Annotated in this window: 23 protein-coding genes; 9 read left to right on the top strand and 14 right to left on the bottom strand. The window is 31.3% G+C overall.

Translation table 11 applies throughout. The features are described from left to right. Nucleotides 1-37: 37 nt before the first annotated feature. Entirely contained in the window at nucleotides 38-556 is a 519-nt protein-coding gene (locus tag AWE51_RS18425) for a hypothetical protein (protein WP_066316532.1), read from the bottom strand. A gap of 462 nt (nucleotides 557-1,018) precedes the next feature. Between AWE51_RS18425 and AWE51_RS18420 the strand changes: the two genes are divergently transcribed. Then, nucleotides 1,019-1,474: a DUF6252 family protein gene (locus tag AWE51_RS18420; protein ID WP_066316531.1), complete on the top strand. Its 456-nt coding sequence runs from the start codon at nucleotides 1,019-1,021 to the stop codon at nucleotides 1,472-1,474. A 405-nt stretch (nucleotides 1,475-1,879) separates the two neighbouring features. Here the strand turns inward: AWE51_RS18420 and AWE51_RS18415 are convergent, their stop codons facing one another. Beyond that, nucleotides 1,880-4,459, bottom strand: coding sequence for a glycoside hydrolase family 3 C-terminal domain-containing protein (locus AWE51_RS18415; RefSeq protein ID WP_082832504.1), 2,580 nt, complete (start codon nucleotides 4,457-4,459; stop codon nucleotides 1,880-1,882). Nucleotides 4,460-4,854: 395 nt separating this feature from the next. Between AWE51_RS18415 and AWE51_RS18410 the strand changes: the two genes are divergently transcribed. The 8 genes from AWE51_RS18410 to AWE51_RS18375 all read left to right on the top strand — a co-directional run bounded on the left by AWE51_RS18410 (nucleotide 4,855) and on the right by AWE51_RS18375 (nucleotide 13,147). Continuing rightward, complete coding sequence (locus AWE51_RS18410) at nucleotides 4,855-5,931, top strand: helix-turn-helix domain-containing protein (RefSeq protein ID WP_232517412.1); 1,077 nt, start codon at nucleotides 4,855-4,857, stop codon at nucleotides 5,929-5,931. Nucleotides 5,932-6,166: 235 nt separating this feature from the next. Further along, nucleotides 6,167-6,997 carry a LytR/AlgR family response regulator transcription factor gene (locus tag AWE51_RS18405; protein ID WP_066316526.1) on the top strand — a complete coding sequence of 277 codons (831 nt, stop codon included), beginning with the start codon at nucleotides 6,167-6,169 and terminating at the stop codon, nucleotides 6,995-6,997. Nucleotides 6,998-7,190: 193 nt separating this feature from the next. Next, a complete protein-coding gene (locus AWE51_RS18400) occupies nucleotides 7,191-7,844 on the top strand; it encodes a hypothetical protein (RefSeq protein WP_066316523.1) in 654 nt (217 codons plus the stop codon). A 348-nt stretch (nucleotides 7,845-8,192) separates the two neighbouring features. After that, nucleotides 8,193-9,260 carry a serine hydrolase domain-containing protein gene (locus AWE51_RS18395; protein WP_157766173.1) on the top strand — a complete coding sequence of 356 codons (1,068 nt, stop codon included), beginning with the start codon at nucleotides 8,193-8,195 and terminating at the stop codon, nucleotides 9,258-9,260. A gap of 27 nt (nucleotides 9,261-9,287) precedes the next feature. Further along, nucleotides 9,288-10,073 carry a hypothetical protein gene (locus tag AWE51_RS18390; protein WP_066316520.1) on the top strand — a complete coding sequence of 262 codons (786 nt, stop codon included), beginning with the start codon at nucleotides 9,288-9,290 and terminating at the stop codon, nucleotides 10,071-10,073. Nucleotides 10,074-10,211: 138 nt separating this feature from the next. Then, on the top strand, nucleotides 10,212-10,967 hold the full coding sequence (locus AWE51_RS18385) for a hypothetical protein (protein WP_066316518.1): 756 nt from the start codon (nucleotides 10,212-10,214) through the stop codon (nucleotides 10,965-10,967). Between the two features lie 171 nt (nucleotides 10,968-11,138). Beyond that, on the top strand, nucleotides 11,139-11,606 hold the full coding sequence (locus AWE51_RS18380; protein WP_066316517.1) for a hypothetical protein: 468 nt from the start codon (nucleotides 11,139-11,141) through the stop codon (nucleotides 11,604-11,606). 257 nt (nucleotides 11,607-11,863) lie between these two features. Further along, nucleotides 11,864-13,147, top strand: coding sequence for a CFI-box-CTERM domain-containing protein (locus AWE51_RS18375; protein WP_066316516.1), 1,284 nt, complete (start codon nucleotides 11,864-11,866; stop codon nucleotides 13,145-13,147). 290 nt (nucleotides 13,148-13,437) lie between these two features. Here the strand turns inward: AWE51_RS18375 and AWE51_RS18370 are convergent, their stop codons facing one another. From AWE51_RS18370 to AWE51_RS18310, 12 genes are all read right to left on the bottom strand, one after another. After that, a complete protein-coding gene (locus AWE51_RS18370) occupies nucleotides 13,438-16,677 on the bottom strand; it encodes a WD40/YVTN/BNR-like repeat-containing protein (RefSeq protein ID WP_066316514.1) in 3,240 nt (1,079 codons plus the stop codon). 454 nt (nucleotides 16,678-17,131) lie between these two features. Then, nucleotides 17,132-17,962, bottom strand: a complete 831-nt coding sequence (locus AWE51_RS18365) for a DUF4261 domain-containing protein (protein ID WP_232517411.1) — start codon at nucleotides 17,960-17,962, stop codon at nucleotides 17,132-17,134. Between the two features lie 181 nt (nucleotides 17,963-18,143). Then, the gene (locus tag AWE51_RS18360; RefSeq protein WP_066316512.1) at nucleotides 18,144-18,623 is read right to left on the bottom strand and encodes a GNAT family N-acetyltransferase; all 480 of its coding nucleotides are present in this window, start codon (nucleotides 18,621-18,623) and stop codon (nucleotides 18,144-18,146) included. 153 nt (nucleotides 18,624-18,776) lie between these two features. Beyond that, the gene (locus AWE51_RS18355) at nucleotides 18,777-19,292 is read right to left on the bottom strand and encodes a hypothetical protein (protein WP_066316510.1); all 516 of its coding nucleotides are present in this window, start codon (nucleotides 19,290-19,292) and stop codon (nucleotides 18,777-18,779) included. Nucleotides 19,293-19,478: 186 nt separating this feature from the next. Further along, on the bottom strand, nucleotides 19,479-20,039 hold the full coding sequence (locus AWE51_RS18345) for a hypothetical protein (RefSeq protein ID WP_066316506.1): 561 nt from the start codon (nucleotides 20,037-20,039) through the stop codon (nucleotides 19,479-19,481). A 203-nt stretch (nucleotides 20,040-20,242) separates the two neighbouring features. Further along, nucleotides 20,243-20,902 carry a hypothetical protein gene (locus tag AWE51_RS18340; RefSeq protein ID WP_066316504.1) on the bottom strand — a complete coding sequence of 220 codons (660 nt, stop codon included), beginning with the start codon at nucleotides 20,900-20,902 and terminating at the stop codon, nucleotides 20,243-20,245. After that, entirely contained in the window at nucleotides 20,883-21,416 is a 534-nt protein-coding gene (locus AWE51_RS18335; RefSeq protein ID WP_066316503.1) for an RNA polymerase sigma factor, read from the bottom strand. The genes AWE51_RS18340 and AWE51_RS18335 overlap by 20 nt, the downstream gene beginning before the upstream one ends. 96 nt (nucleotides 21,417-21,512) lie before the next feature. Then, nucleotides 21,513-21,992, bottom strand: coding sequence for a hypothetical protein (locus AWE51_RS18330; protein WP_066316502.1), 480 nt, complete (start codon nucleotides 21,990-21,992; stop codon nucleotides 21,513-21,515). 83 nt (nucleotides 21,993-22,075) lie between these two features. After that, nucleotides 22,076-22,600 (bottom strand): hypothetical protein, encoded by a 525-nt coding sequence (locus tag AWE51_RS18325; RefSeq protein ID WP_066316500.1) that lies wholly within the window; start codon nucleotides 22,598-22,600, stop codon nucleotides 22,076-22,078. A 456-nt stretch (nucleotides 22,601-23,056) separates the two neighbouring features. Continuing rightward, nucleotides 23,057-23,854 (bottom strand): hypothetical protein, encoded by a 798-nt coding sequence (locus AWE51_RS18320; RefSeq protein WP_066316497.1) that lies wholly within the window; start codon nucleotides 23,852-23,854, stop codon nucleotides 23,057-23,059. A gap of 99 nt (nucleotides 23,855-23,953) precedes the next feature. After that, nucleotides 23,954-24,424, bottom strand: coding sequence for a hypothetical protein (locus tag AWE51_RS18315; RefSeq protein ID WP_066316494.1), 471 nt, complete (start codon nucleotides 24,422-24,424; stop codon nucleotides 23,954-23,956). 199 nt (nucleotides 24,425-24,623) lie between these two features. Continuing rightward, a partial coding sequence (locus AWE51_RS18310; RefSeq protein ID WP_157766172.1) for a hypothetical protein occupies nucleotides 24,624-24,947 on the bottom strand: 324 nt, incomplete at its 5' end.

Genomic DNA, 24,947 nt, shown 5'->3' with positions numbered 1-24,947 from the left:
AAATAATCAACAGGATATTTAAAACAAAGTTTATATATTAAAATCCATAACCAAAACCCATATAAATACCCCTTGGAAAATCAATCCCTAAGCGAATCATGGGTGCATTTTCTTCTTGATATCGATACCCTATGGTTATATTTGGTAAAACGAAGGTCTCTTTTTCAAAACCTTCTTCAGGGTCATCATTAGTTATATCGGTTTCTATATTCACGGAAACACCAAGGCCAGTTTCAAAGTGACCATTACTTTTTCCGGTAAGTGCGATTAGGCCTAAGCTACTTACAATTCCCTTTGAATTAGGACCAGGTGCAAATCCAGAATTTCTACTAAAAATACCGGCTCCAAGATTCAAATAATAATTTTTGAAAAAACCGTTATCAGAATGCCAAATACTACGTTCATAATTTAAATTGACCGAATTATATACTAAAAGAGTACCAGCATTAATGTAAATAATGTTCCTTGGATTATTATCACTTTCTATAGATTGTGCCATAATAGTATTATTGACTAAAGAAATAAATACTAGAAGGCAATAGGCTAGTTTTTTCATAATGAATTTTTTTGTGTAAATATATTCTATTTTTAATAATTCTAAATAAAAATAAGCTAACTCTTACCTTTCTTAAGAAAACTGTTTACTGGCAATAACGTTTGCCTGAAATAAGGTTAATTATAAAGTTCAATTCCAGTACAAATAATTATTAGGTTATTTTATATGAAGCCTGAAAATCACTGATGAAGTCGAAAGCTAAGTTTGAGTAAGTGTTTGATTGGTAGATAGGTGTATGCAAGGTCTATGGCTTTAAGTATGTTTTAGTTTTATAGTAAACCAAAAGGTTTGTGTGTATTTGACTCTTATATAATCTGAAAACTAACATTTTTTTTCACTCGTTTTTGTTTCGCGTACATTTAACGTTCATACTAATTTTGATCCAGAAATGGTATAGTTCTTGATTTTCACACACAAATAATTTTAAACACATTTCATTAAACAAAAAATCAAACAATAATCATGAAAAAAGTAAAACCATTTTTAATAATAATATTTTTTTTAAGCATAACACTTCAATCCTGTAGTTCTGATGATGATGAGCCTATTGTAAATACAAGTTCATTTATTAGTTATAAATTAAATGACACTCTAATAGAGGAATCAGATATATCAGTACTTTCTAACAATTCAATCAAACTAATTGAGATAAAAGGGACAAATAATTCAATTAGACTGTGGTTGCCAGTCGAATTAAAAACAGGTACGTACACAATTGTTAGTGGTGAAACTGATGATTATACCGCAACACTAATCGATAATAGTAATAATCTTACTTCAGTAAATGAGTCTGGTACAATAACTCTTTCAAGTGTTGTGGATAACAAAATAGCAGGTACATTTTCATTCACAGGGGATTTAAATAATGTAGCATTTTCTATATCAGAAGGAAAGTTTAGCGCTACATCATTTAAATAATCTCACTCATATTCATATTACGCATCGATTCGATGCAAGAGATAAATATGTTTCTAATATACATTTGTAGCAGCAATATATAGGTTTAAATTAGAAATAAAAGATGTAACAAAATATAAAATTAAAAGTTCGACTTAGTGTATATCCAAAATGTTAACGATTTTTATATGTTATATAAAAATCGTTAACATTTAATCATAAGAATAATATATCCTTAATTACTAAAAAGAATATACATCGAGGAGAAACATATAATACTAAAAGAATCAGATCTAAACAATAAGCTATAAAATAAATTGTGGGTAGTGTTCATTAAAAGTTCTGTTGATTAAGTTCAATCCCAATGCCATAGCTCTTGAATTTTTATATGTAATACTAGAATTAAAACTTCAATTTCGTAGTCTATTAATTTCTCGATTTTGCTATTACTCGATTAATCACAAAAGGTTCTTTATTTCCAGGAGGAATTATTTTTATTGATTTGTGTTTCACTTCCCCATTTAAGGTTTTAATTTTAAGTCGTACAGGTTTTCCATATTCTGGAGGAATTGGGATCGTTATGGGTAATATTAATTGTTTGTCCGAGATTGTGTAAGAACCAATTGTAGCTCCAGCCATAGAAGTTTCTACAATTGCTTTTTTGGTAGATGAGGTAAAATTTAATTCGGCATACCATGTATTTACATAAAACCCTGGATCAACAAATGTAATGTCATACGCAATCCACGCAACATCTTTTCCTTCTTTTATTTCTGATGATTTCATAGAAGATTCATCTTTATATAAATAATCCCATTTTTTATAGCGATTCTCATCTTCACTATTAAAATAACCACTTTTTTGGCCTACTTTAATAGATGGAACGATGCCTCCTTTAACTCCTATAGTTTTTGCAATTGTAATATTGTCACTTGAGTTACCAACCAAAATTTCAAACATACCTTCTTCAACCATAAACTGTTCTTCTTTAGTGTCGTAATAGGAAAAAGCTTCGTAGGGGAGTATAATTTTAATCGATTTAGTTCCTCGGGCTGGTACACTAACACGCTTAAACCCTTTTAAGGCTTTTATAGGGGTTTTTTGCGAAGTTTTAAGGTCACGAACATAAACTTGTACAACCTCGTCACCATCGATAGTACTTAAATTAGATACGTTTACATGCACTGTTAAATTTTCCTGTACACTTATTTTTTTTCTACTAAGCTCTATATTTTCAATTTTGAAATTAGAATAACTCAAACCATAGCCAAAAGGATACAAAGGTTTACCTTGAAAGTACATATAAGTTCGCCCAGTTTGAATATTGTAGTCGTTAAAATCGGGTAAATCATTGTCTGATTTGTACCATGTAGAATTTAATTTACCTCCAGGGTTAGTATTTCCAAACAAAACATTGGCAAGTGCAGTCCCCTGTTCTTGACCATTGGGCCAAGCGCAGATAATTCCTGGAATAGTATTCTGTTCCCAGGTAATGGCAGTTGGACCACTAGGAACTAATACCAGTATGATGTTTTTATTTACGGCCTGAACTGCTTTGATAAGCTTGTGCTGGTTACCCGGTAATCTTAATGATTTGCGATCAATATTTTCTGTCGAGGTTGTCTCATCATTTCCCACAACTAATATTACATGTTCTGATTTTTTGGCCAATGCTACTGCCTCGGCTATTTTTTTATCATCGGTAGCATTTTTGGTAACTTCGCAACCTTTGGCGTAACTAATTTTAGCAGAAGACATGTTTTTTAACCCAGCAAATGGACTAACTTTACTTTTAGGAAAACCAGAATAAATACCCATCCAACATCTATCAGCAAAAGGTCCAATAACAGCCAAACTTTTGATATTTTTTTTTAACGGAAGTACATTATCATTCTTTAAAAGTACGATTGCTTGTTCGGCGGCTCTAAGCGCTAATTTTTTGTGTGCATCACATTCCATTATACTTGTTGGAATTTTCGAGTAGGGGTTAAGCGATGGATCATCAAAATCACCAGTCATGAAGCGCAAACGTAGCAATCTACGAACAGATACGTCTAATTCTTTTTCTGTTAAAAGCCCTTGTTCGATAGCTGGTTTAAGTGCATAAACCATTGGTGCTTGTTTTTTGTCATTTCTAAAGCACTCTTGATCAACACCTGCTTTTATAGCCATTGCAGCAGACTCAGGTTGACTTTTAGCATAATTCATTCTTTTTTCTAAACCTTCAACAGCTGTCCAGTCTGCAACTACATATCCATCAAATCCCCATTCTTTACGCAAAACATCATTTACTAACCAATTATGAGCAGAACAGGGTATTCCGTTTAATCCATTTAAGGCCGTCATAATTCCGGTCGACTCTTCATCTACAACACAAGTTTTATAAGCAGGAAAGTAATATTCATATAAATCCTTTTTGTTGATTATAGAATGATGCTTTTCACGACCAGTATCAACATTGTTTGCCACATAGTGTTTTACTGTTGTTACCGTTTTTGTATATTTTGGATCATTGCCTTGCATTCCACGAATGTACATTCTCGCCATTTCTGACATTAAAAAAGGATCTTCGCTATAACATTCACCATTTCGACCCCATCTTGGATCACGCGCCATATTTACTGTAGGAGAGAACATCATCACTTCTTTTTGCCCCATGTTTTTTAGTGCACGTGCTTCATTAGATATAGCAGTGGCGACATCAAACATTAAATCTGGATTCCATGTGCTTCCCATAGCGATATTTTGTGGAAACTGCGTGCAGTTCCATCCAATTATACCGTGTAAAGCTTCTCCGTACCATTCAAAACTTGGAATTTTTAATCGTTCAATTGCGGGGATTCTTGAGCCGCAATAGCTTATTTTTTCTTCTAGTGTCATTTTCGATAACAGATCTTCTACACGGGCATCAATATTAGCCTTTGGATCTTTCCAGATTTGAGCGTAAGTATTTAAAGATCCCATCAGAACGAAAAGGAAACAATAAATAATGTTTTTCTGTGTCATGCTAAATAATTTAATCTTTCTACTGTTTTAGGTTAGTTTCAAATGAACTTTCACAATTGTATTTATAAGATTGTTTAATCTTTTAAATTAATCATTTTTCTACTTTCTTGTACTTTATACAATAGTACTTTGGGGTTTGGTTAAAAATGCTAAAAACCAATAATTTTGTGTTGTAAAACAGTGACTGCAACGGTGATTTTTTGTTTGTAATAATCTAGCTTTTAATCATTTGTCGAGTGAGAGGTAATTGTATAATGTAATGTGTGCTTTATTAGAAAATCGTAGTATTTTTGTGTAGTATGATTACCGAAAACAAAAAAAGAGTTATTAAAGAAGCACTAAATCGGATTTGCTCACATAAATTATTTGTAAACTCACCTACTCATGTGGACTTGTTGAAATACTTAGTTGAAAAAACTATTAGTGGAGAAGAATTAAATGAAGTTACAATTGGTAGTGACCTTTACGGAATCGATTACTCTGAAAACAAACGTAATAGTACAGTTCGTTCTTATATGTATAAGCTTCGTAAAAAAATAGAGGAATACTATGCTGAAACTATAGAAAATGAGGATGTAATATTTCAAATTAATAAAGGACAATACAATTTAAGTTTTTTATCGACTGAAGAATACTATAAAACTAAACCCAATAATAAAGAATCTATATCAATTCAAACCAAATACCTTAAGCTCATAGGGGGGCTACTTCTTGTTGTAGTTGCTTTTTTTGTTATTAGAACAGCTGTTAAAAAACCGGATTTTGTTTGGGAGGCTTATTTTGATAAGAATAGCCAAAACTTACTAGTCATTTCTGACCAGTTTATTGTTTATGAAAAACTGTCTGATGGTCAAACATATGGGATTTCATATCCAGAAATCAATAATCATAATGACTTTATTAAATATACACAAAAACATGGTGGCAAAGAATTAAAAACGACGGATTATACACTCATGTCTAAAATGGCACCATATACAGTTAAAACTTTGAGTAAATGGTTTAATTCAGAAGGTGTAGATTTTCAACTTGAACTGGAAAGTAAACTAAAATACGAAGATGTACAAAACCATAACATTTTGTTTGTAGGACAATACAAAACTATGAACTTATCAAAATCATTATTTCTAAAAGATAGTAAAGTGTTTACCACTTTTGGAGATGGTTTTAAATACAAAAACAATAACGCTGAAAAAATCTATAATACTGAGTTTGGAACTACTCAAAAAATAGAATATGCTATGGTTTCATATTCATCTCTTAGTCCAGGAAAAAGCGCAATATATTTTGTGTCTAATAATGATATTGGAGTTATGGCGACTGTACGAAAATTTACGAATAAAGAATGGCTTACTAAGTTTAAAAAGCAACTTCAAGGTAAATCACAACATTTTAATGCTTTATTTCGTGTAAGTGGGGTACAACGAACAGATATTAGTTGTGAGTTGATGGAGTTGGAAGTGCTATACTAAAATTTGCAATTTGAAGAAATTTTCATGTGCAGATAAAAAAATAAAACTAGTACCAATAAGGTGTAAAAGGAATAACTGTTTGAGTAACAAGTTGAACTACTATTTCTTTTTTAGGTATCTTGCTAAGTGAAAAATTAGCATTTTTGATTTGTTGCTTCTCTTTTCTTGATTAGGTATACAGTATGCTAAGTTGGGGGAAGAACGATTTAAGCAAATTATAGATTATATAATACTAATGGCTATACCATTTTATTTTAAACAAGCGAATCGATTTATTCCGCACATTGTATTTGTAGGTCTTGGTATAGGCACCGCTAATTATAGTATAAACGAGGATCTAAACTGGATTCAATGGATTATTCAGTCTGTGTCAACAAGCTTTCTTATTGGGTACACTTTAATAATTATTGGATTAAATAAATCTTGGTTTAAGTTCTATTTTAAAACAAGAATTAAATTTTACCTATTTATATCTTTAGCTTTCTTTTTGGTTGGTGTATTAGCGTCAGAGGTAGAACATGTAATAAGATCATTAGTTTTTCACAGTCAACAGTTCAAACCATTGTCTGCTGGTAAAATGTATTTTTTTAATGGTATTATCTCTTTAGTGCTGGGGTATAGTTTTTTTAAATATGATTTTCAAAAAAATAAAAACCTCAAGTCTATTGAAAATCAAAAGACTTTACAAGATCAAAAAAATAAAACGGACAAGTTTTTAGATGAGACCGATGCAATTACGAGTATTCCAGTAAAGCAAGGTGAAAATATCTTTTTAATTCCAATTCGAGATATATCCTATTTTGAGGCCTTTGATAACTACTCATTTGTACATAATTTATTAGGAGAAAAAAGGCTATGTGATTATTCTCTACTCTTTCTTGAAAAACGATTAGATAAAAATTTTTCAAGAGTACACAGGAAGTACATTGTAAATAAAAGTCATATCGAGCAGATCAAACCCCATTTTAACGGTCGTTATCTTATAGTCTTTAATAATGGATTAGATCCAATTGCCAGCAGTAAAGGTTACTCTACAACCATTCGTAAACTTATTAAGATCGAGTAACAATTAGTTAATAGATTTAGAGCAATATCTCTTTTATTAAATTTATTAAAATTCGCTCACACTTTTTTCAGTACCATTCACCAGTATTCTTGGCTATTCACCATATTTAGATTTCGTGACTCATTATATTTCAGTTATTTGGGTCGTGTTGATTGCTCTAGTGAGAATCTATTTAACTAACCAAATCTAAGACATGGAAATACTACATAAGTCGAACATTTTACTACATATCATAACTGGCTCAATTGGACTATTGCTTGGGTTAATTGCTTTAATTAGCATTAAGGGCGATAAAATACACAATACTAGCGGAAAATATTTTCTAAGATTTATTTCGATAGTTATTCTAACAGGCTTTATAGGTGTATTTGTTTTTAAAAGAAATACGTTCTTACTAGTCATAACAGTATTAAGTGGATATGTTGCTTTTTCTGGATATAGAACACTATTATTAAAATCAAATATTCCTAAGAGGATTGATATTATCGTTGCTATAATTAGTCTTTTAACCTTGGCATACTTTTTATATTACTTCAAGTCTATTGGTATGATTTGGTCTCCTATAATAATATATAGCACAGTAGGCGCGCTACTTTTTATAATCAGCTATGATTTTATGAGGTATTTAATTCCAAGAAAAAAATACCTAAAACATCGTGTATGGATTTATGAGCATATTTACAAAATGACTAGTGCTTTTTCAGCTCTTTTAGCTGCATTTATCGGTACTGTCTTTGAAAAATACCAACCACATAGTCAGTATATTCCGTCTGCTCTGGGAATGCTAATAATATTTGGGTTTATTGTTTATGTTTATAAATATGGCTTAAGAAAATTACCTAAATAACAAATTAATTAGTACAATTAAAACATCTACAATTCTGAATTTTGTTTCATTACCAATTTTAAAAAAAACAGACTAACTAAATGTACATGAGTAATAGGAATCACAATATTCACTATGAATTATTTATGCTTAACAAAGTAGAAGAAGCAATATGAAAAACCAATAAACTGTAAAGAAACTTTTATGCACAGGTAAAAGAATAGTATTGCTATAAATAGAGCATCTAAGCCAAAAAAATAGTAGTTTGAGTGACAATTTGAACTGCTATTGTTTTTTGGGTATCTTGCTATATGAAAAGTTATAATTTTTAATCTACTACTTCTCTTGTACGAATTGTTATCTGCACTTATGAAACACAAAAAGAATAAAGTTCAACATGTTTTAGGCCTATCATTATTGTTTTTGACTTTGAGTTGTTATAGTCAACCATCAAAAAATGATCAAATTATAGAACTTAAACAACATATAGGTACGGATCAATATCCCAATATTGATGCAATCATTGTTGCTCAGAATAACAAAATAATTATTGAAGAATATTTCAATGGTTTCGACAAAAATAAGCCCCACGAAACCAGGTCCTCATTTAAATCTATCACAAGTTTATTAGCTGGGATCGCAATAGAACAGGGCTTTTTTAAAGTAGAAGATGAAATAGGGCAATTTATTACCGAATGGGCAAATGACTCCCGAGGCAAAATCAAGGTAAAAGATTTATTAGAAATGAGATCTGGCTTGGCTTGTGAAGGCTTCTTTGATAAGGGGCCTGACTGTGAATCAGAGATGTATGAAACAGACGATTGGCTTGATTATATTCTTAATATCCCGTTACGACACGAACCTGGAACAAAATGGGAGTATTCTTCTATGGAACCTGATCTGATCGGAATAATTATATCAAGAACCAGTGGTCAAACACTAATGGATTTTGCGGATAAGTACCTCTTCGAACCTATTGGGATAGATAAATGCCAGTGGGAGATTACACCAGATGGAAGAGGCTATGCCGCAGGATCATCATATATGAAACCATTGGATATGTTGAAAATAGCTATTCTGGTGGCTAATAAAGGAATATGGAAGGGAAAGCCAGTAATTAGTAGCGACTGGATCAAAGAATCTACCAATTGTGAAATAGAAGTAGGAATGTCATTTTTGTATTGGTCGGGTATAAAGAATGCTATCACTACTTCAGCTAAGTACGGCTACTTCTGGTATCGAGAAGTATTGCAATATAAAGAGATCCAAACTGAAGTGCTTTTTGCCTCTGGAAATGGCGGTCAATATATGATGGTGTTGGAAGATTACAATGCTGTCATCACTTTTACCGGAAGTAACTACGGAAACTGGAAAGGGAAATTACCTTTCGACATTGTATTGAAGTATCTTATCCCAATATTAAAAAATCAAGATTAAAAATTAGTCACAAAATTTATTTAATCAATGATAACAAACACAAAACAGAATGCTACGTTACAAGAAAAAATAAAATTTCTTTTGCTTACTTATACAATACTACTACTACTCTGGTTTGCAAGTGCGTTACTGGCGGCATACCTAACACCTGTTTTGAAAACCAATAGTTTTATTCAAACAGTGGTTAATTTCGATATTTATAAAATTATTATAATTTTTCTAACACTATTTCTTTTAGGAAAATATTTAGAAAAGCAATTTATAACGCATAGCATACCTATTTTAGTACTACGTTTTATAGCAATCACATTGATTATTGTTTCCATAAATATACGTTGGAATATTGACCCTTATCATTCTGAATACTTTATGTATATCGGTGAAATTGTTTTAATTACTATTGTTGCACAACTATTAAGAATTTTACTTTTAACATATGTCCACAAAAAAAATAATCTATTAAAAAAATATGAAAAAGGAATCACTACTTCAATTTTTTCTCTCTTAATCGGTTTGGTTGTTTATTTGGTTTTTACCATTACAGAACGTGTCAATCAAAACACAACCGTTCTTATGATAGATGAGCTGCTCGTTACGTATCTTAAATATCCACTTCTGTTACTTGCTTTTAGTGCCGATAATGCATTTAGTAAAGAAAGATCAACAGGCAAAAGTCTTCCTTATGATTTGTATGACGCTAAAATTTCTGAACCTATAAAGGCAGCGAGTGGGAGGTTACGTTTCTTTTTATTTGTTTATTTTTTAATTGCAGGAAGCATATTATCAGACGCAATGCTTCGAAATGCTCTTTAGAGAAACAGAAATAAATACCAGAACCGTTACGTGCAATTTTTAACTACCTTATTTTCAGAATGCAATTTATTACTTGATCAAACTGTAACATTTTGATATGATAAGACTCTTATATTTAATCATTTAAATATAGAAATCATGCAATCATCAATCAAAAAAATCAAATCAATATTGTATTCAAATCTACTTCTTTTAGTAGTGCTGTTTTTCTTCTCTAGTACTACTTTTGCTCAGAAAGAAGAACTCTGGTTCGGGACATATACAGATGATAACGGAAAAGTGTGTCAAGGAAGGTATACTATCCTTAGAAATGGTCGTGCACTGTCTCGTATAATTCTTGCCCCTTACGGAAAACCTACCATGGAATTCACTGTCTTAAAAAACGATACAGTTCAAAGGTTTGTAGAGATCTCCTGGCCCAATATGCCAGAACGAATAGCAACTCTTATTCAATATGCAAATGGGTATTATGCAGGGAATTTTGAGGACGGTACAAAAATATTACCTATAGTTATTAAGGAGTTTAACTTTCAAGACGCACAATTACAAGGAAATTGGTTCAAACCTAGTGCGATTGAAGTACAAATTATTGAAAATACGATTGAGCTTCTAAAAGTCACGAAAAGGTGGAATAAAAATGATAATCGAGTATGCGAATCAAGCGATACGTATAGTCTATTCTGTGCACTCTATGAATCATCTGTTATAGTTGATGGAGAATACCGCCATTTACGACCTGCAGTAAAATTTGTTAGAGAAGCTATACAAGAAAAATACCCTAAAAAATATGATCATGTTTTGGTAGATTTTAATAATGCAAAAGAAATATCTTTAAAAGAATTACATGATATTTTAGAGTTAGCCAAGAATAACCTCATTAAAGCCATAAAGTAGCGACGTATAATAATAGATACAATTCATGATTACTTTTTTACTATCGGTGTCTTAGTGTGAAATATAAATTAAAAATGCACTGTAATAATTCGTATATTGTATATGAACTCTTTAAGAAGTAAACACCTCGTACAAAAGATGTAGATAAAGACCAACTTTAAAGAACAAAATATGAATACGCACGCTAATAGACTGAATGAAATTAAAAACCAATCGGTTGCAAATTCTGTTTTTCAAAAGCAAAGTAGTAGCAAGTCTACGTTTCAGTTTGTTGATAATCGACTTGGTACAATTACACAAAGAAAACTACAAGAGATGGCTAATAATAGCCAGCAAGCTCAACAAGTAGCGCAGTTGCAAGCAATGACAGACGCGTATACTTCGCAACAACAACAAATCGTATTTCAATTGGCTGGTGGTGCCAATGCATATGACGCTGGGGAAGGTGCCTACTGGCATGTGCATTACGGAGACCATGTGAAGTTTGGCGGATTAGCTGAAACCCGTATCAACTTCGATGGCCGTACAAGGAACAAGATTTTGAGACAACTTCGTGCTCAGAGAAATGTGCCACCTCAAAGCCAGAAAGGTGGAGCAACTTATATACAATGTGTAAATTGGATTTTGAGAAACCGATAATTAACAGAGTAGGTAAGGGCCAAAAGAATATCCAGATTCATGTTATCTAATACATATTGAAAACTATTGATTTACAGGTTTTAGCATTTGAAAACAAAAATTCTATTTTCAAAGTCTATTACTGAAAAGATGATTCTTTAAATGAAATTTTACTATTTGAAACCGAAATAAAAAAATAAGTAACAATTTGTATAATGCATATATTTCCTTTGGGAAGTAAGTGTAACAAGTAATAGGTAAACTTTAAAAGAAAAAGTATGAATACACATGCTGATAAATCGCATGACAACAAAAATCAATCGGTAGCAAATACCATTTCTCAGAAACAAGGTGGTGGCGAATCTACTTTTCAGTTTACCGATAATAGACCTGAAACTGTTACTCAACGAAAACTACAGGAAATGGCGGATAATAGCCTTCAAACTAAACAAACAACCCAATTAGAAACAATAGCAGAGACTAATCCAATCCAACGTTTAACCAAAAGTAATGTAATTCAACTAGCAGGAGTATGGGACGAGGTAAATGTCGGATTTGGGTCTAAAACTGATCTGGATCCGGAAACATTTGCTCAAGGATTAACAGAAGGATCTGAAGAATTTGCAGCTTTGAGAGAAAGTGCGAATGAACAAACACAAGAACATTTTGGGGAAGACCTTAAATATAAGCCTAAACCAAAAAAGGGTGGGGGGACTTCCGAAGCATATTTCAAAGATGATTCGGCCTATTTTAATATGGAAGGCCATCCAGCAATGATTCTATCTAATTTAATTTTTGAGACAGCCAATGCAGCTCAAACTGGAAGTTTTATACAGGTTGAAAGTGATTACAAGTCGGGTGCAATTATGAAAAAGTCACCCAAAGATTATGGCTTTGAGGATCTTGGTGACAAACTAACTCAGGAATATGAAAAAGGTGATGGTGAGACAAGACGATCGATTATACAAGAGAGATTTGAGTGGAATAGTTTTATTCTTGCAAAACCTTCCTTTTTAAAAGTAAAAGGTGAAATGAAAAAGCAAGAAAAAAGTAAAGAAATGTACGGTATTTACTTTGCTGCATTTGATCATATGCTTACTATGAGTACGTTTGAGGAATATTACAATGAGTATGGACATATACACAGGAATGCTGTTGAAGGAGTACTTAGAAAAGTTGCTGAACAAGAAAAAAATAAAAGTAAATGTTATCTAACCACAGCTTGTGTAGAGGCAAAAGGATTACCAGACAATTGTGAAGAACTAACGACTTTACGAGATTTTCGAGATACCTATCTGAAGAATAAAGAAAATGGAAGTTCGTTAATTGCAACTTATTATAAATATTCTCCACAGATAGTAAGTGTTATAAAAAGTAGAAAAGATGAAGAGGAAATCCTTGCTTGGTTATATAAAGTTATTAGACAATGTGTAGAAGCAATAAAGAGAGGTGATAACGAAATTGCCTATCACATTTATTGTAAAATGGTTGTAGCATTAAAAGATATTTATTTGCCAGAAGTTGAGGTCCCCAACCCGTATCTTGTGAATACAAGTCTATAACAAAAAATAAAGCTCATAAAATACAGTTTATGTAAAACTTTGTTTGGTATGTTGAACTATAATCAAGATATAGTACAGTTTTTACAAATTTTATTGATCTCTGTAAAAGCACAATTAACTTTTTATAATCTATAATCATTCGAGAACAAGAAATGTATAAGTTGAAGATTTCCTTTATGTTTTATAAATAAGTTGATTTTTTGTGAACTTATTTTAGGACGTGATAATTTAAAAGAAAAAGCCTGAATATTTTATTCAGGCTTTTTTATGTAATCTTTCTGGGGATGTTTTTAATTCTTAATTAGTCCTTGCCCTTCTACCCAAGGTGCTCCATTTTTCTTCAAATCACTTTCAAGTTCAGGAAGTGTTGAGTTAATGATGGGTAGTAATTTAGCTTTTACCTTTTTGAGTTGACTTTGTACACGATTTAAGAAGCCCTTATGTTCTTCTGTTGGTCCGTATGTATTTCCAAAAGCTCTCCAACTTATAGCGTTACCCTCGCTAGCGGTAGGATTTGAGCGTTCTCCAACTTCTTCTTTTGTTTTATCTCCTTGAAATTCTTTTTCAATATCTAATAATGCGTTTTTGGTAGTGTGTAATCGTTTATATAAATCATCAGAAGGTGTTATGGCTTTGTCCAGAGCTCTTAACATAGCACTAATAGTTTTTTGACTTGTAGACAATGCAATAGTTGTTGCTGTTAAGTCTTGTTGGAATGCAAAAGCAGCATCTCTAAATGCATCCATTTCTTTGAATGACTTTCTAGGTAAGGCTGGGGTATCAAACAATGGTTCTACTTTAAAAGATTCAGGACCCTGTAAAACCGTGTTTACACCATCAATGCGTTTTACTAAAGTTACGGTGTAATTGCCAGGAGTAACTAGTACACCTCCATTTCGAAATCCACGTCGAGCTTTGGGAACTTCTAATCGTTCCCCACTTTTACTTGGGTAACTCAGATTCCAATTTACCCGATTAAACCCTTTTTTGTTAGTACCTTTTACAGTATTAATTACATCTCCATTAGCGTTTTTAATTACCAAAAGGATTGAAGGACCGTTTTGCCTGTTTTCTTTTTCTAGAGCATTCCAGCCTGGAAATTTAGCGGTTCCCTTTTTTTCTTTTTCCTTTCTGATATCTTTTTTAGATTTGATTTTGTCTGCCATAAAATAGGTAAAATTAGCTCCGAAAGGAGGATTTTTAGCAATCCACTCAGCATCACCCTGACTACCAACTCTACTAGATTGTCGATACCATTGTACTGGTTTTACAGGAAAAAGTTTTGCTTCTGTAGAGTTCAAATTTGCATTGTATTCACGTAAAGGAGCAATATTGTCCAAAATGAATATACCTCTACCAAATGATCCAGCTACTAAATCATTTTCACGTCTTTGTATTGTAATATCTCGAATTGGAATTGTCGGCATTCCACCTTCTAATTTTATCCAGTTTTTGCCTCCATTCAGGGTAACATATACACCAAATTCTGTTGCGGCAAATAACAAATCCTTTTTAATGTGATCTTGTACGAGTCTCCATATCAATAGCTTGTTTGGCAGGTCGCCATTGATCAAAGACCAGGTTTTTCCTTTGTCACTACTTTTAATAATATAAGGTTTATAATCGCCATACTTGTGATTGTCTAAAGCTGCATATACGATATTAGCATCAAAAAGATCTGCACGAACATCATTCACAAATGGTGTGGTAGGGACTCCTTTTATAGTATTTAGAGAGAATTTCCTCCAATTAGCTCCTCCATCTTCTGTTACTTGGATGAGTCCATCATCGGTACCAGCATAAATCAAGCCTTCTTGCTTTGGTGATTCTGCTAAAGAGGTAATCGTATTGTAGTTAGACATGGCAAATACGTCCCAAGCATTATCCCAACTTTGAGATGTGCCATAATATGGGAAGGTCATTCTTTCTTGATTCAAGGTTAAGTCACCTGAAATTGGTTCCCAAGCATCTCCGCGGTTTTCAGACTTCCAAACGCGTTGCGAGGCAAAATATAATCTTTTAGGATTATGTGAACTTACTACAATTGGAGCATCCCAATTAAAGCGTTCATAAGGATCACCTTCTCTTGCTTGTGGTTGAATAAATACGCTTTCTCTAGTTTTACTATCTATTCTCCATAATGCACCTTGTTGAAATTCTCCGTAGGTAATGTCTGGATTACCTGGCTCTGTGGCAGTTTGAGCTCCATCTGCTCCAAGCGTTTTCCACCAATCTGCACTTGCAATACCATCAGAACTAATAGTTCTTGAAGGACCACCATGTGATCCATTATCTTGGGTACCTCCATATACATTATAAAAGGGGAGGGCATCATCTACTGCAATTTTAAAATATTGTGTAATAGGTAAGTTTCTTACATATTTCCAACTTTTTGTATTGTCAAAACTTTCATATAAACCACCATCTGTACCAATCAATAAGTAATTGGGGTCAGATTTCTTAAAAACCAAAGCATGGCTATCGCTATGCTGATTTGTTCTACTCATATTGGTAAAGGTTTTTCCGTGATCTGTTGAAATCAAAGCAGCATTATTCATCATATATAAGGTGCCTTCATAATGTGGTGAAGCAATCAGTTCCTGGTAATAGTGTGGTCCTGTACCACCACCAACAGCATCTGATTGTTTTGCCCAAGATTCTCCGCCATTTGTTGTCATATATACACCACCTTTTCTCCTATCTAATTCGATAGCTGCATAAATAACTTCTGGATTAAAGGGGGACATTGCTAGTCCTATTTTGCCTAAGTTTGACTTTGGAATACCCGTTTTAAGAGCTCTCCATGTTTCTCCACTATCAGTACTTTTGTAAAGTCCTGATCCAGGGCCACCGCCTAAATAACCGGCTACCGTTCTGTGCCTTTGCCATGTCGCTGCATATAATATATCGGGATTATTAGGATCGATAAGCATATCGGTTGCGCCAACCCATGCTTCATCTCCTAATGTACGTTTCCATGTTTTTCCACCATCTGTAGTTTTATAAACTCCACGTTCACCACCTTTACTCCAAAGAGGCCCTTGAGAAGCCACCCAAAGGATATCTGGATTAGTTGGGTGTACAATAATTTTTGACAAGTGTTCAGATTTTTTTAATCCCATATTTTTCCAAGTCTTACCATCATCATGACTTACATATATACCATCTCCAAAACCGGCATGTCTTCCTCCGACATTTTCTCCGGTTCCTACCCATATGGTATGTGGGTTATTAGGATCAATGGTCACACAACCGATTGAATATACTTTTTGTTTGTCGAATAGGGCTTTCCAAGTAGTCCCAGAATTAGTTGTTTTCCATACACCACCAGAACCGACAGCTACATACCAAATGTTTTCATTTTCAGGATGAATGGCGATATCAGCGATTCTGCCCGAGGTCATTGCCGGGCCAATATTTCTAAATTCTAATCCGTTTAATGGGTTTTTGGGTTTTTCTTGTGCATTGATACTAAAAGTTACCCAGAATGTGAGTAAACAGAGTAAAGCTAACTTGGTAGTAGTTTTCATTTTAAGATTTTATGTGATTGTGATTTAATAGGTCGAGTTCTATTAAATAAAGAACTGACTTGAACCTACAAAAAACGAAACTAAATGTTATATCCAGTTTAAGATTAACTCTTAATTAACACATTGAATCCAAAACAATTATAGTAGCTATTATGTCTGTATAGGACAACTGATACTTAATTTTTATACATCAATTTTTATGATTATTGGTTGATAAGTTAAAGGCTTTTACTTTTTAACATTCGTATTGCTTCTCTTGCAATTGTAGGGCTAAGTCCACATAATTTCTATGTTTAGTTTTTTATAAATACAGCCAAATTAAAACTTGGGAGTCACAGCGGGAAAACCCGAATTTTTATTTTTCTCAATGTGAGTCGCCGACCTCACAAATACAAAACTCCCTTACCTTATAGCACTAAAAGCATTGGGTTTACATAGTGTTACAGCACGTTTTTTAATATGCTATTTTTAAAGTATTTCCATCAATAAACTTTCCTTTCGATTCTGATATTTTTAGTTTTTGATCAGCAGAAATTCCGATTGTTTCTCCGTCATTTAATTTGACATTGTAACTAATTACATAATGCGTTAGATTAAACATCATTTCATTAAGTTCTTCAAAAGAGTTTTTGGAATCAATGATTTCCATTTCTTTTTTACCAAAGTCCTTAAGACCATATGTATAAATAGATTTTTTTCCGTTTTCATCTCTTAACCCAAAATAAATCCAATTATATAAAGGAAGGTCTTGTTCAGACATCATTTTAATATTTTCTTGATAAAACTCCTTTTTCAAAACTAAAGTTCTTCCTCCAATATATATTCCTAAAGATTTACTGTTGTTCATGACAGAAGACGCTAATTTAGTATATAATAAATTTTCTTTAATAGCATTTTTACCCGCATTAGTTATCGTTAATAGTATATGTCCTTTATGTTTTGAGGTTTCTTCAACTCCATTTTTCCAGAAATAATTATATGCTGCGGCTGATTCAACCTCATTTTCAGGAATAGAAACCCCCATATTTGCAATAGCAATAGTATAATCATTGATTTTTAAAATAGCAGCTTTATCGTCGGCATCAGTATCGTCAACTTTTAAGTGCCATTTTTTTCTTAATTCAGTTACCGTACCTTTTAAGTCAAATGAATTTGGCTCTTCAAGAAGAATCATTCCTAAAATTATTGACTTAGTATCTTTTTCCGTTATTCTGTTTTTTTTAAAGAAGCCAAATAATCCCATTAAAATAATTCCAGTTAATATTGTTATGATTGGTTTTTTCATATATGCTGTAACGTCTTGGTTATAGGTAGTACGGATAGTATGAGAACGCTAACTTTCGTACTTGCACTTAGCAAAAACTGTTTGTTTTGTTTTTTCTTTTTTTGTTATCAAAGCAAAATCCGATAGATTTTTCGGGCTTTATAAATATACTCAAACTTTGGATTAAGCCTTAAACCCCATATTAATTATAGCCATTGTCGGCATTAGTTTTATCTATTCCGTTATATACATTCGGATTATGTTTCTCCATATAAAATTCGGGATTAGGTATTTCTGTAAACCCAAACTTTTTATAAAGCCATTCAGCTGTATCTGTTAATAAAATCCAGCGTCTTAATCCTTGAAGATTGGGGTGTTTCATTATTTCATTTATCAACCATTTACTCAATCCTTTTCCTCTATATTCCTTTAGAACATAAACATCTCCTAAATATGCAATAGTTGAATAGTCTGAAATTATTCTAGCAAAGCCAATTTGCTTTTTTTCGTAGTAAAGCCCAAAATTCAAAGAGTTTTCAATTGATGTTTTCAAAGTATTGATTGGAATTCCGTTAGCCCAATCAGTTTCGTTTGTAAGGAATTTGTGAATGCTCAAAATATCTAATTTATCCTTGTCAGTAGAAATAGTATAATCATTTCTATGTGCTTCTCTAATTTTCATTTCAGTCTTCTTAATTAATGCTAACGGTTTGTGTATGATTAGTTTCGAGAAAGTACGCGAGTACCTTCTGTTGCTGCAAAAAATAATTAATGGAAGTGAATTTCCGATAAGGAAATTCCGCCGCAATTAATTATACGCGTTGTTACAGTACGTCTAAATTATTTGTGTCCATGCAAGATATAAGGTCAAGAAAATTCCAATAGAGGAAGCTTTTATATTGGTAATCAAAACTTCGTTCTTTTTAAGATTGTAAACTTTCTCAACGATTTTTTTTCGATTCATAATCCAAATAAATATTAATGTTAGCACCAATGCAACAGCAAAAAATAGTATTTCTTCATTATAATTTAGTCCATTGGATATAGTAGAAAAAACTAGCCAAGTCAGTAGAAAGTAAAAGTATGATGTGATAAAAATCCAACCAATTTTTTTATTTATAAAAATGCCAATAAGTGGGAATAATAAAAGGATGGAAGGTCGGAAATATGTTCTTCTTGTTATTAATCGAACGAAATCAGACAATTTATATTGATTTCCATAGTTAGTATCCAATTCAAAAATAGTTTCTTGATAACCTCTAATTGAAACAAAAATAAAGAATATTAGAATTAATAATTTAATTACTAAAATCAGATAATTTATTTCCTTTTTATTGAAAGTCTGTTCCATTATATACCATAGTATTTAATATTTGTGTCGTAGTATGGCGAAATGTTACCTTGCTTTTCGACTTTTCTGCAGATTGGTTGCTAACTTTTACTTTTTGCAAGGATTGCACCTTTATAAATATACAATAACCATTGAATTGATCACTTTGCTGCCATGACATCATATATAGTGTTGGCAAATCGTTTTTTAATCGTATATTCTTTTAAACTCCATTTCATTCTCCCAACAATCATAAAACTCAGATTTACAGGTTAATTTGAATCCAAATTCTGTCAATTTTCCAGAATAACTTAGAGGGCTTTTTGAAATTCCGATAGAAGTTTCTTCTTTTGGTTTTTGAGATGGTTTATAAATTTTATTTCTCGTTGTTTCATAAAGTTCCCTTTCTCCAATCTCAAATTCAATTCTATTTTCAATAAGTTTAAGATCCAATAATGGGTTTCCAAAATGCGAAATTCCGTGTTCGCCACTACTTTCAGTTCCGAAATAAAACCCAGTTAACTTATTTTGGACTGTATCTATAAAAACAAAATGATTTTCCTCTCTATTTTCAGTTTTAAATTCATAAACTCCAATTATTTCATAATCATCTGAATTTAAGATTTTTTGTGATTTTTTTTCGTGTTCTTTCCAAACTTGATGAGAATTCCAAGCTGCTATTGGAGCTGCTATATATTTTGGAAATATATAGGATATAAAGAGATATAGGATTAAAAGAATTCCTATTATTTTTATTATTCTTTTCATTTAATGATTGCCAACGGTTTGTATATAAAAAGTAGCGGATTTTTAAGTGCTACTTTTTTGTTAGAAATAAAGATAGTAGAAAAGAAATAAACGTTTAATTTAATCCTTAACTGCTGTTTTTTATATATGTTGTTGGCTGTTCGTTCTTTTATATTTTTGAGAAACTAATCACAGCACCAAATATAATAGTATAGAGTAATTAATTAATTTTCAAACTTCTCAATATCATTTAAAAACTCTAAAGCTTTCATAGTTTTTGACCCTGTAAATAACCTTATCGTTTTTCTTACCCATTTAATATGTAGGTTTTTGTAGGTTAATTTATTTAAAAACCAGACTAACGGGATAATTAATAACGAATTAACCATAAGGTATTTTAGCACAAAATCGGCATCCATATTTGCATATAAGTCAATGTTGAATAAAGAGTCGCTACCAACCACTATAAAAGACCACCATATTGGGGTGGATAAAAACATTAACTTTACAAATAACAATCCGTGAGTATTTACTAATTCTATCTTATTTCTTATATCAACTATCGGTTTTGCAAAGTCAATTTGTTTTAATAAAGTAACTTGTCCTATACTGCCAGCTAACGCAATTAGAGTGAAAATACCAACAATAATTCCACTTATTGCTAAATGTGATTGGTTCCAATTACTTGCAATATAATTTCCCATAAACAATGCTAATAAAGAAAAAACTACAATTTCTGTAATTCTGTACTTAAGAATACTTAGTGTTCTCTTTTCTGATTTGTCTAAATTGATACTTTTAAAAGAAGCTACGTTCAAACTTAATTTTTCATCTAGTTTAGTATCGTAAGCTGCTAATATTTTTTTAAACTCTCCTGCTTCCATTTTTCCGTATTTTTTTAAATTCGTTTTTTAATTTTAATTTAATTCTGCTAATTTTTGTAGCGACATTGGTTTTTGTAATGCCTAGTATTTCTGCAATTTCTTCGTAGCTTTTTTCCTCTAAGTATAATAGCATTAAGGCTTTATTTAGTTCGTTTAGATTATGGATGAATTCTTGTAATAATTTCAAATGATAATCTAATTCTGTTTCCACTTCACTAGTATCTTCTTCTACTTTAAAAATAGATTCTTCATTATAAAAATCACTTTTAGAAAACCATTTTTTTTCTTTTCTATAAAAAGATATAGCAACGTTAAGGGCTATGCGATACATCCAAGTAGAGTATTTATAGGTGTCATCATATTTATCAAATGCGTTCCATAACTGAATAATAATTTCTTGTTCTAAGTCTTTTCTGTTATCTCTATTTGGACAGTAAGAATTCACAATTTTATAGATGATTTTTTTATGTTCATCTATCGTTTTTATGAATTGTTCTTTTTTATTTACCATCATTTGTAAGTGATTGTACTTTTGTAATTTATAATTATTTACTCATTGTGAAACTATATCTCTTGGTTTTATATATTATTCGAAAAGGAGAATGAATAATCACACTTTAAAAAAAAAAAAAAAGAAATTAGAGAACAGGTTAATTGAAGTTCCAAGAATTAAACTAGAAACACCTTCTTTTAATGATAAATGTTTTTGGTTAATAGTGTCTGAATAAGCAATCCATAATGAGAGTAATGCACTAGCAAAAAATATTGCGACAATATAAGTTGGGAAATCAATAGAAATTACACCAAACCAACTGAACACAATTTCCTCTAGTACTGTAAATCCGAATAAGGCTAAGATAGGGTTTGATTTTGTAGGTTTTATTATTAACAATATGCCGCCATAGAACAGAATTAAGCAAATAATTAGCGGCAAAACTTGATTAAAATAGGATAAGCTGAAATAACTCTTAAAAGAAAAATCAAAATATTCTTTTAAATTAGTATTTAGGTCTGAATGTAATAGGAAGATTATGCTAAATAAAATACCTATAAATGAAAATGCAATACCGATAATTTTTCTAGTTGCCATATTATAATAAGTTAGTTTACTTATTATTCGCAAGACTTAAAAATAATCACACTTTTATTGATTTTTTTACTTTATGTTTACAGTTACTTTTCCAGGTTGTCAAATGTCAAAATGACTTTTGGATTCTGAGCATCCATAAACATTTTACTTCGTCCAAACAAACAGATTTTACCTATTTCATTAAATACGTTATGTTCTCCATTTGCATTTATCAGAACTTCGTCAGTGCAAATTCCATCAAGATGATTTTTGTCAATATATTTCCAGTGATTTTCAATTTCCTCTTTAAAAACAATATTGAAGGCAGGCTCATTATATTGAATAGTATAATTTCCATCATCCATTTCTGTTGGGTTAAAATCAGGATGAGCATTGTAAATTTTATCAAGTGTTTCTAAAGCAGAAGAGTTAATGTCAGAAACTCTTTTAGGAAACATTATTACAGTTCCATTTTCAAAAACTGCAATCTGTATTTTTTTATCAGTATAATACTTAGATTTTTCTAAAATAAGATTCAAATCGATAGGTAAATTCGGTTTCCATTTAGGTTTAGGAGGAAAATCCATTACTTCCTTTTTTTTGTTAAATAGTTTATCAAATATCCCCATTTATTCTGTTATAATTGTACACAACGTTCCTTGTATATGAAACGTAGTGTGTTAATTTGCTATATTTTCATTGTTAAAACTATAGTAATAAAAAAACTACAAAACTTTTAGTCTTGCAGTTAGTGAGTTATTTTTTATATACTTTGTTGTGTGTAGTATTTTTATAAATTGATTATTTCTCCATCATTTGGAATAATAACTTTATCTTCAAAACCTTTTATTTTTGTAAATTCACGTAATTCAGTTCTACTTAGTATACAATGATTCATTACTTCCATAGAATTCATTTTGAACCCAAACTTTTCCGTAACCCATTTTTGAGTCAGAATCAAATTGAGTAAATTCTACAGCAAAAGAGTTTTTATTTCCAATTATCATTTATTTTTTTGCTTGTGTATAACGTTTCTTGTATGTTGCGTTTGCTTCCCGAAGGGAGCATATGGAATACACAAACTGTTATGTGCTAATTTTTTTATAAAAAAACCTAATCTTTTTAGTTAATACATTCTTTTCGAAAGTCTTTTCTTCGATTAAGTTATTTTCATTATCATATTTATATTCAATATGCTTATTTGCTTTTATAAGCAATCTTTTAATTAAATTACTTTTTTCGTCATATTCATACGAAACAGTTAGATCTTTATTACCATCCTTGATATTATATACTTTTGATTTATTTCCTTCTTTGTTATATTCATATTCTGATAAACGAATTAATTTCCCGTTGGGATTGAAAGATTTAATTTTTGAATATTTACCATCTTTATTATAATAGTACTGACTACTTCTAAAATAATCTTCACTATTTTTTCGTTTGTTATGAAGTTCAGTATTTAAGTTCTTTTTATTATAAATGCGTTTCTGATGAATTAACAAAGTCCCATCTGGTTTATGTTGAAAGTTATCTGTTCTGTTGCCATTCTTATCATACTTATAAGTTAGAACAGTTGAAATTTCTCCAAATTTATAACCTGTTTGTTTTTCCATTAACCCTTTTGAATCGAGTTGAATAGCATAACGATATCTTATTTCACCTTTTTCGTTAAATCTTAAATCTTTAATATGCTTTCCGTTTTTATTATAGAAGTCTTGATTAGTCAAAATGCTATCATTTGTTTCTAAGTTAAATTCATATGTTAGTTTTTCTCCAATCTGATTTTTAGCCCTAAGGTTTTCTTCTTTTTCGGATTCATTTTGTCCGAATAATTGAATTGAAATAAATATTATAAAAAGAATAGTAAATTTTATTTTCATACTTGTTTTATTTGCATATAACGCTTTGACTATGAAGCGTAGGGACGGTTTGGTTGCTCAGGTCTATGCTTTATAGCCATTGTTACCGCCTTTTTCTTTTTAATTATTGATCACTCGTTTGAAGATAATTCCTTCTAATTTATAAACTGCAACCGTTACATTATCTTCTTTTCTTGTATAAAATTCAGGTTCGGTTTTAGTCTTCCAGTCATTTTTTCTTTTCTCAATTATCTTATTCATCCACTCTTTATTACTCCCATTAAGTTCAATTTTTATCAATCCTGTAGTCCATTTGTCAATATCAGATGGATTTACTTTAATGGCAAATTTGTAGTCCCATGAAGATGCTCCTGGCACTGTTGTTCGACTATTCGAAAATCCATTTACATTAAATAATTCGAATTCGGCATTTTTGATTTCGCTGAAAGATTTGATTTCCTTTTCTAAAGTTTTAATTCTTTCATCTTTTTTGTCATAATCGTCGCTGTCCAAGTTATTTGAGTCTGCCGTATTAGAACAGCTACTCAGTCCGATAATTAAGAATCCCAATATGAGTTTTATTTTATTCATTTTTAATTGGCGGTAACGTTTAATATATGTGTCTTGGCGAGGCAAAATGTTACCTAACCATCGACATTTCTGCTCAGATTTTATACTTTAATTCAGCTTTAAAATCACTGCGCTATCCTAAATATACAAGAACCATTCGATTAATCACTAATTAGCTATGATCACATCATATAGTGTTGTAAGCGGTTTTTTATCCCAATTAATGAAATCGTATTGGGCTTCTGAAAATTAATTCAGATTTCAATTTAAAAACAATCTCATTTTTAACGACATATTTTTCTCCATTTGAAGATAAATGGATATTATAAATAACTTTTATTAAGTCTACATCTTTATTTAGTTTGTCATAATGCCAACTATACACAAAATATGCTTCAATATCTTTGTTTACTGTTTTAAATTTTTCAGGCAAAAAGGCAAAACTTTTCGCTTCTGATTTGTACTCATCTTTCCAACTATAAAAACCGTCAACTGCTGAAACAGATTTTAATTCAAGAGGAGAGTTTAAATAATCCATAACTTT

Origin of the sequence: Aquimarina aggregata (assembly GCF_001632745.1) — a bacterium.
GTDB classification, from domain to species: domain Bacteria; phylum Bacteroidota; class Bacteroidia; order Flavobacteriales; family Flavobacteriaceae; genus Aquimarina; species Aquimarina aggregata.
This window is presented reverse-complemented; position numbering and strand designations above follow the sequence as displayed.

Excerpts from the sequence above, each read along its gene's own strand:
- AWE51_RS18365 (WP_232517411.1), bottom strand. The coding sequence starts at position 17,962 with ATGAAAAAACCAATCATAACAATATTAACTGGAATTATTTTAATGGGA.
- AWE51_RS18315 (WP_066316494.1), bottom strand. The coding sequence starts at position 24,424 with ATGAATAAAATAAAACTCATATTGGGATTCTTAATTATCGGACTGAGT.
- AWE51_RS18425 (WP_066316532.1), bottom strand. The coding sequence starts at position 556 with ATGAAAAAACTAGCCTATTGCCTTCTAGTATTTATTTCTTTAGTCAAT.
- AWE51_RS18415 (WP_082832504.1), bottom strand. The coding sequence starts at position 4,459 with ATGACACAGAAAAACATTATTTATTGTTTCCTTTTCGTTCTGATGGGA.
- AWE51_RS18345 (WP_066316506.1), bottom strand. The coding sequence starts at position 20,039 with ATGAAAAGAATAATAAAAATAATAGGAATTCTTTTAATCCTATATCTC.
- AWE51_RS18330 (WP_066316502.1), bottom strand. The coding sequence starts at position 21,992 with ATGGCAACTAGAAAAATTATCGGTATTGCATTTTCATTTATAGGTATT.
- AWE51_RS18325 (WP_066316500.1), bottom strand. The coding sequence starts at position 22,600 with ATGGGGATATTTGATAAACTATTTAACAAAAAAAAGGAAGTAATGGAT.
- AWE51_RS18405 (WP_066316526.1), top strand. The coding sequence starts at position 6,167 with ATGGCTATACCATTTTATTTTAAACAAGCGAATCGATTTATTCCGCAC.
- AWE51_RS18320 (WP_066316497.1), bottom strand. The coding sequence starts at position 23,854 with ATGAAAATAAAATTTACTATTCTTTTTATAATATTTATTTCAATTCAA.
- AWE51_RS18335 (WP_066316503.1), bottom strand. The coding sequence starts at position 21,416 with ATGATGGTAAATAAAAAAGAACAATTCATAAAAACGATAGATGAACAT.
- AWE51_RS18360 (WP_066316512.1), bottom strand. The coding sequence starts at position 18,623 with ATGAAAATTAGAGAAGCACATAGAAATGATTATACTATTTCTACTGAC.
- AWE51_RS18385 (WP_066316518.1), top strand. The coding sequence starts at position 10,212 with ATGCAATCATCAATCAAAAAAATCAAATCAATATTGTATTCAAATCTA.
- AWE51_RS18390 (WP_066316520.1), top strand. The coding sequence starts at position 9,288 with ATGATAACAAACACAAAACAGAATGCTACGTTACAAGAAAAAATAAAA.
- AWE51_RS18340 (WP_066316504.1), bottom strand. The coding sequence starts at position 20,902 with ATGGAAGCAGGAGAGTTTAAAAAAATATTAGCAGCTTACGATACTAAA.
- AWE51_RS18370 (WP_066316514.1), bottom strand. The coding sequence starts at position 16,677 with ATGAAAACTACTACCAAGTTAGCTTTACTCTGTTTACTCACATTCTGG.
- AWE51_RS18375 (WP_066316516.1), top strand. The coding sequence starts at position 11,864 with ATGAATACACATGCTGATAAATCGCATGACAACAAAAATCAATCGGTA.
- AWE51_RS18355 (WP_066316510.1), bottom strand. The coding sequence starts at position 19,292 with ATGGAACAGACTTTCAATAAAAAGGAAATAAATTATCTGATTTTAGTA.
- AWE51_RS18395 (WP_157766173.1), top strand. The coding sequence starts at position 8,193 with ATGAAACACAAAAAGAATAAAGTTCAACATGTTTTAGGCCTATCATTA.
- AWE51_RS18420 (WP_066316531.1), top strand. The coding sequence starts at position 1,019 with ATGAAAAAAGTAAAACCATTTTTAATAATAATATTTTTTTTAAGCATA.
- AWE51_RS18400 (WP_066316523.1), top strand. The coding sequence starts at position 7,191 with ATGGAAATACTACATAAGTCGAACATTTTACTACATATCATAACTGGC.
- AWE51_RS18380 (WP_066316517.1), top strand. The coding sequence starts at position 11,139 with ATGAATACGCACGCTAATAGACTGAATGAAATTAAAAACCAATCGGTT.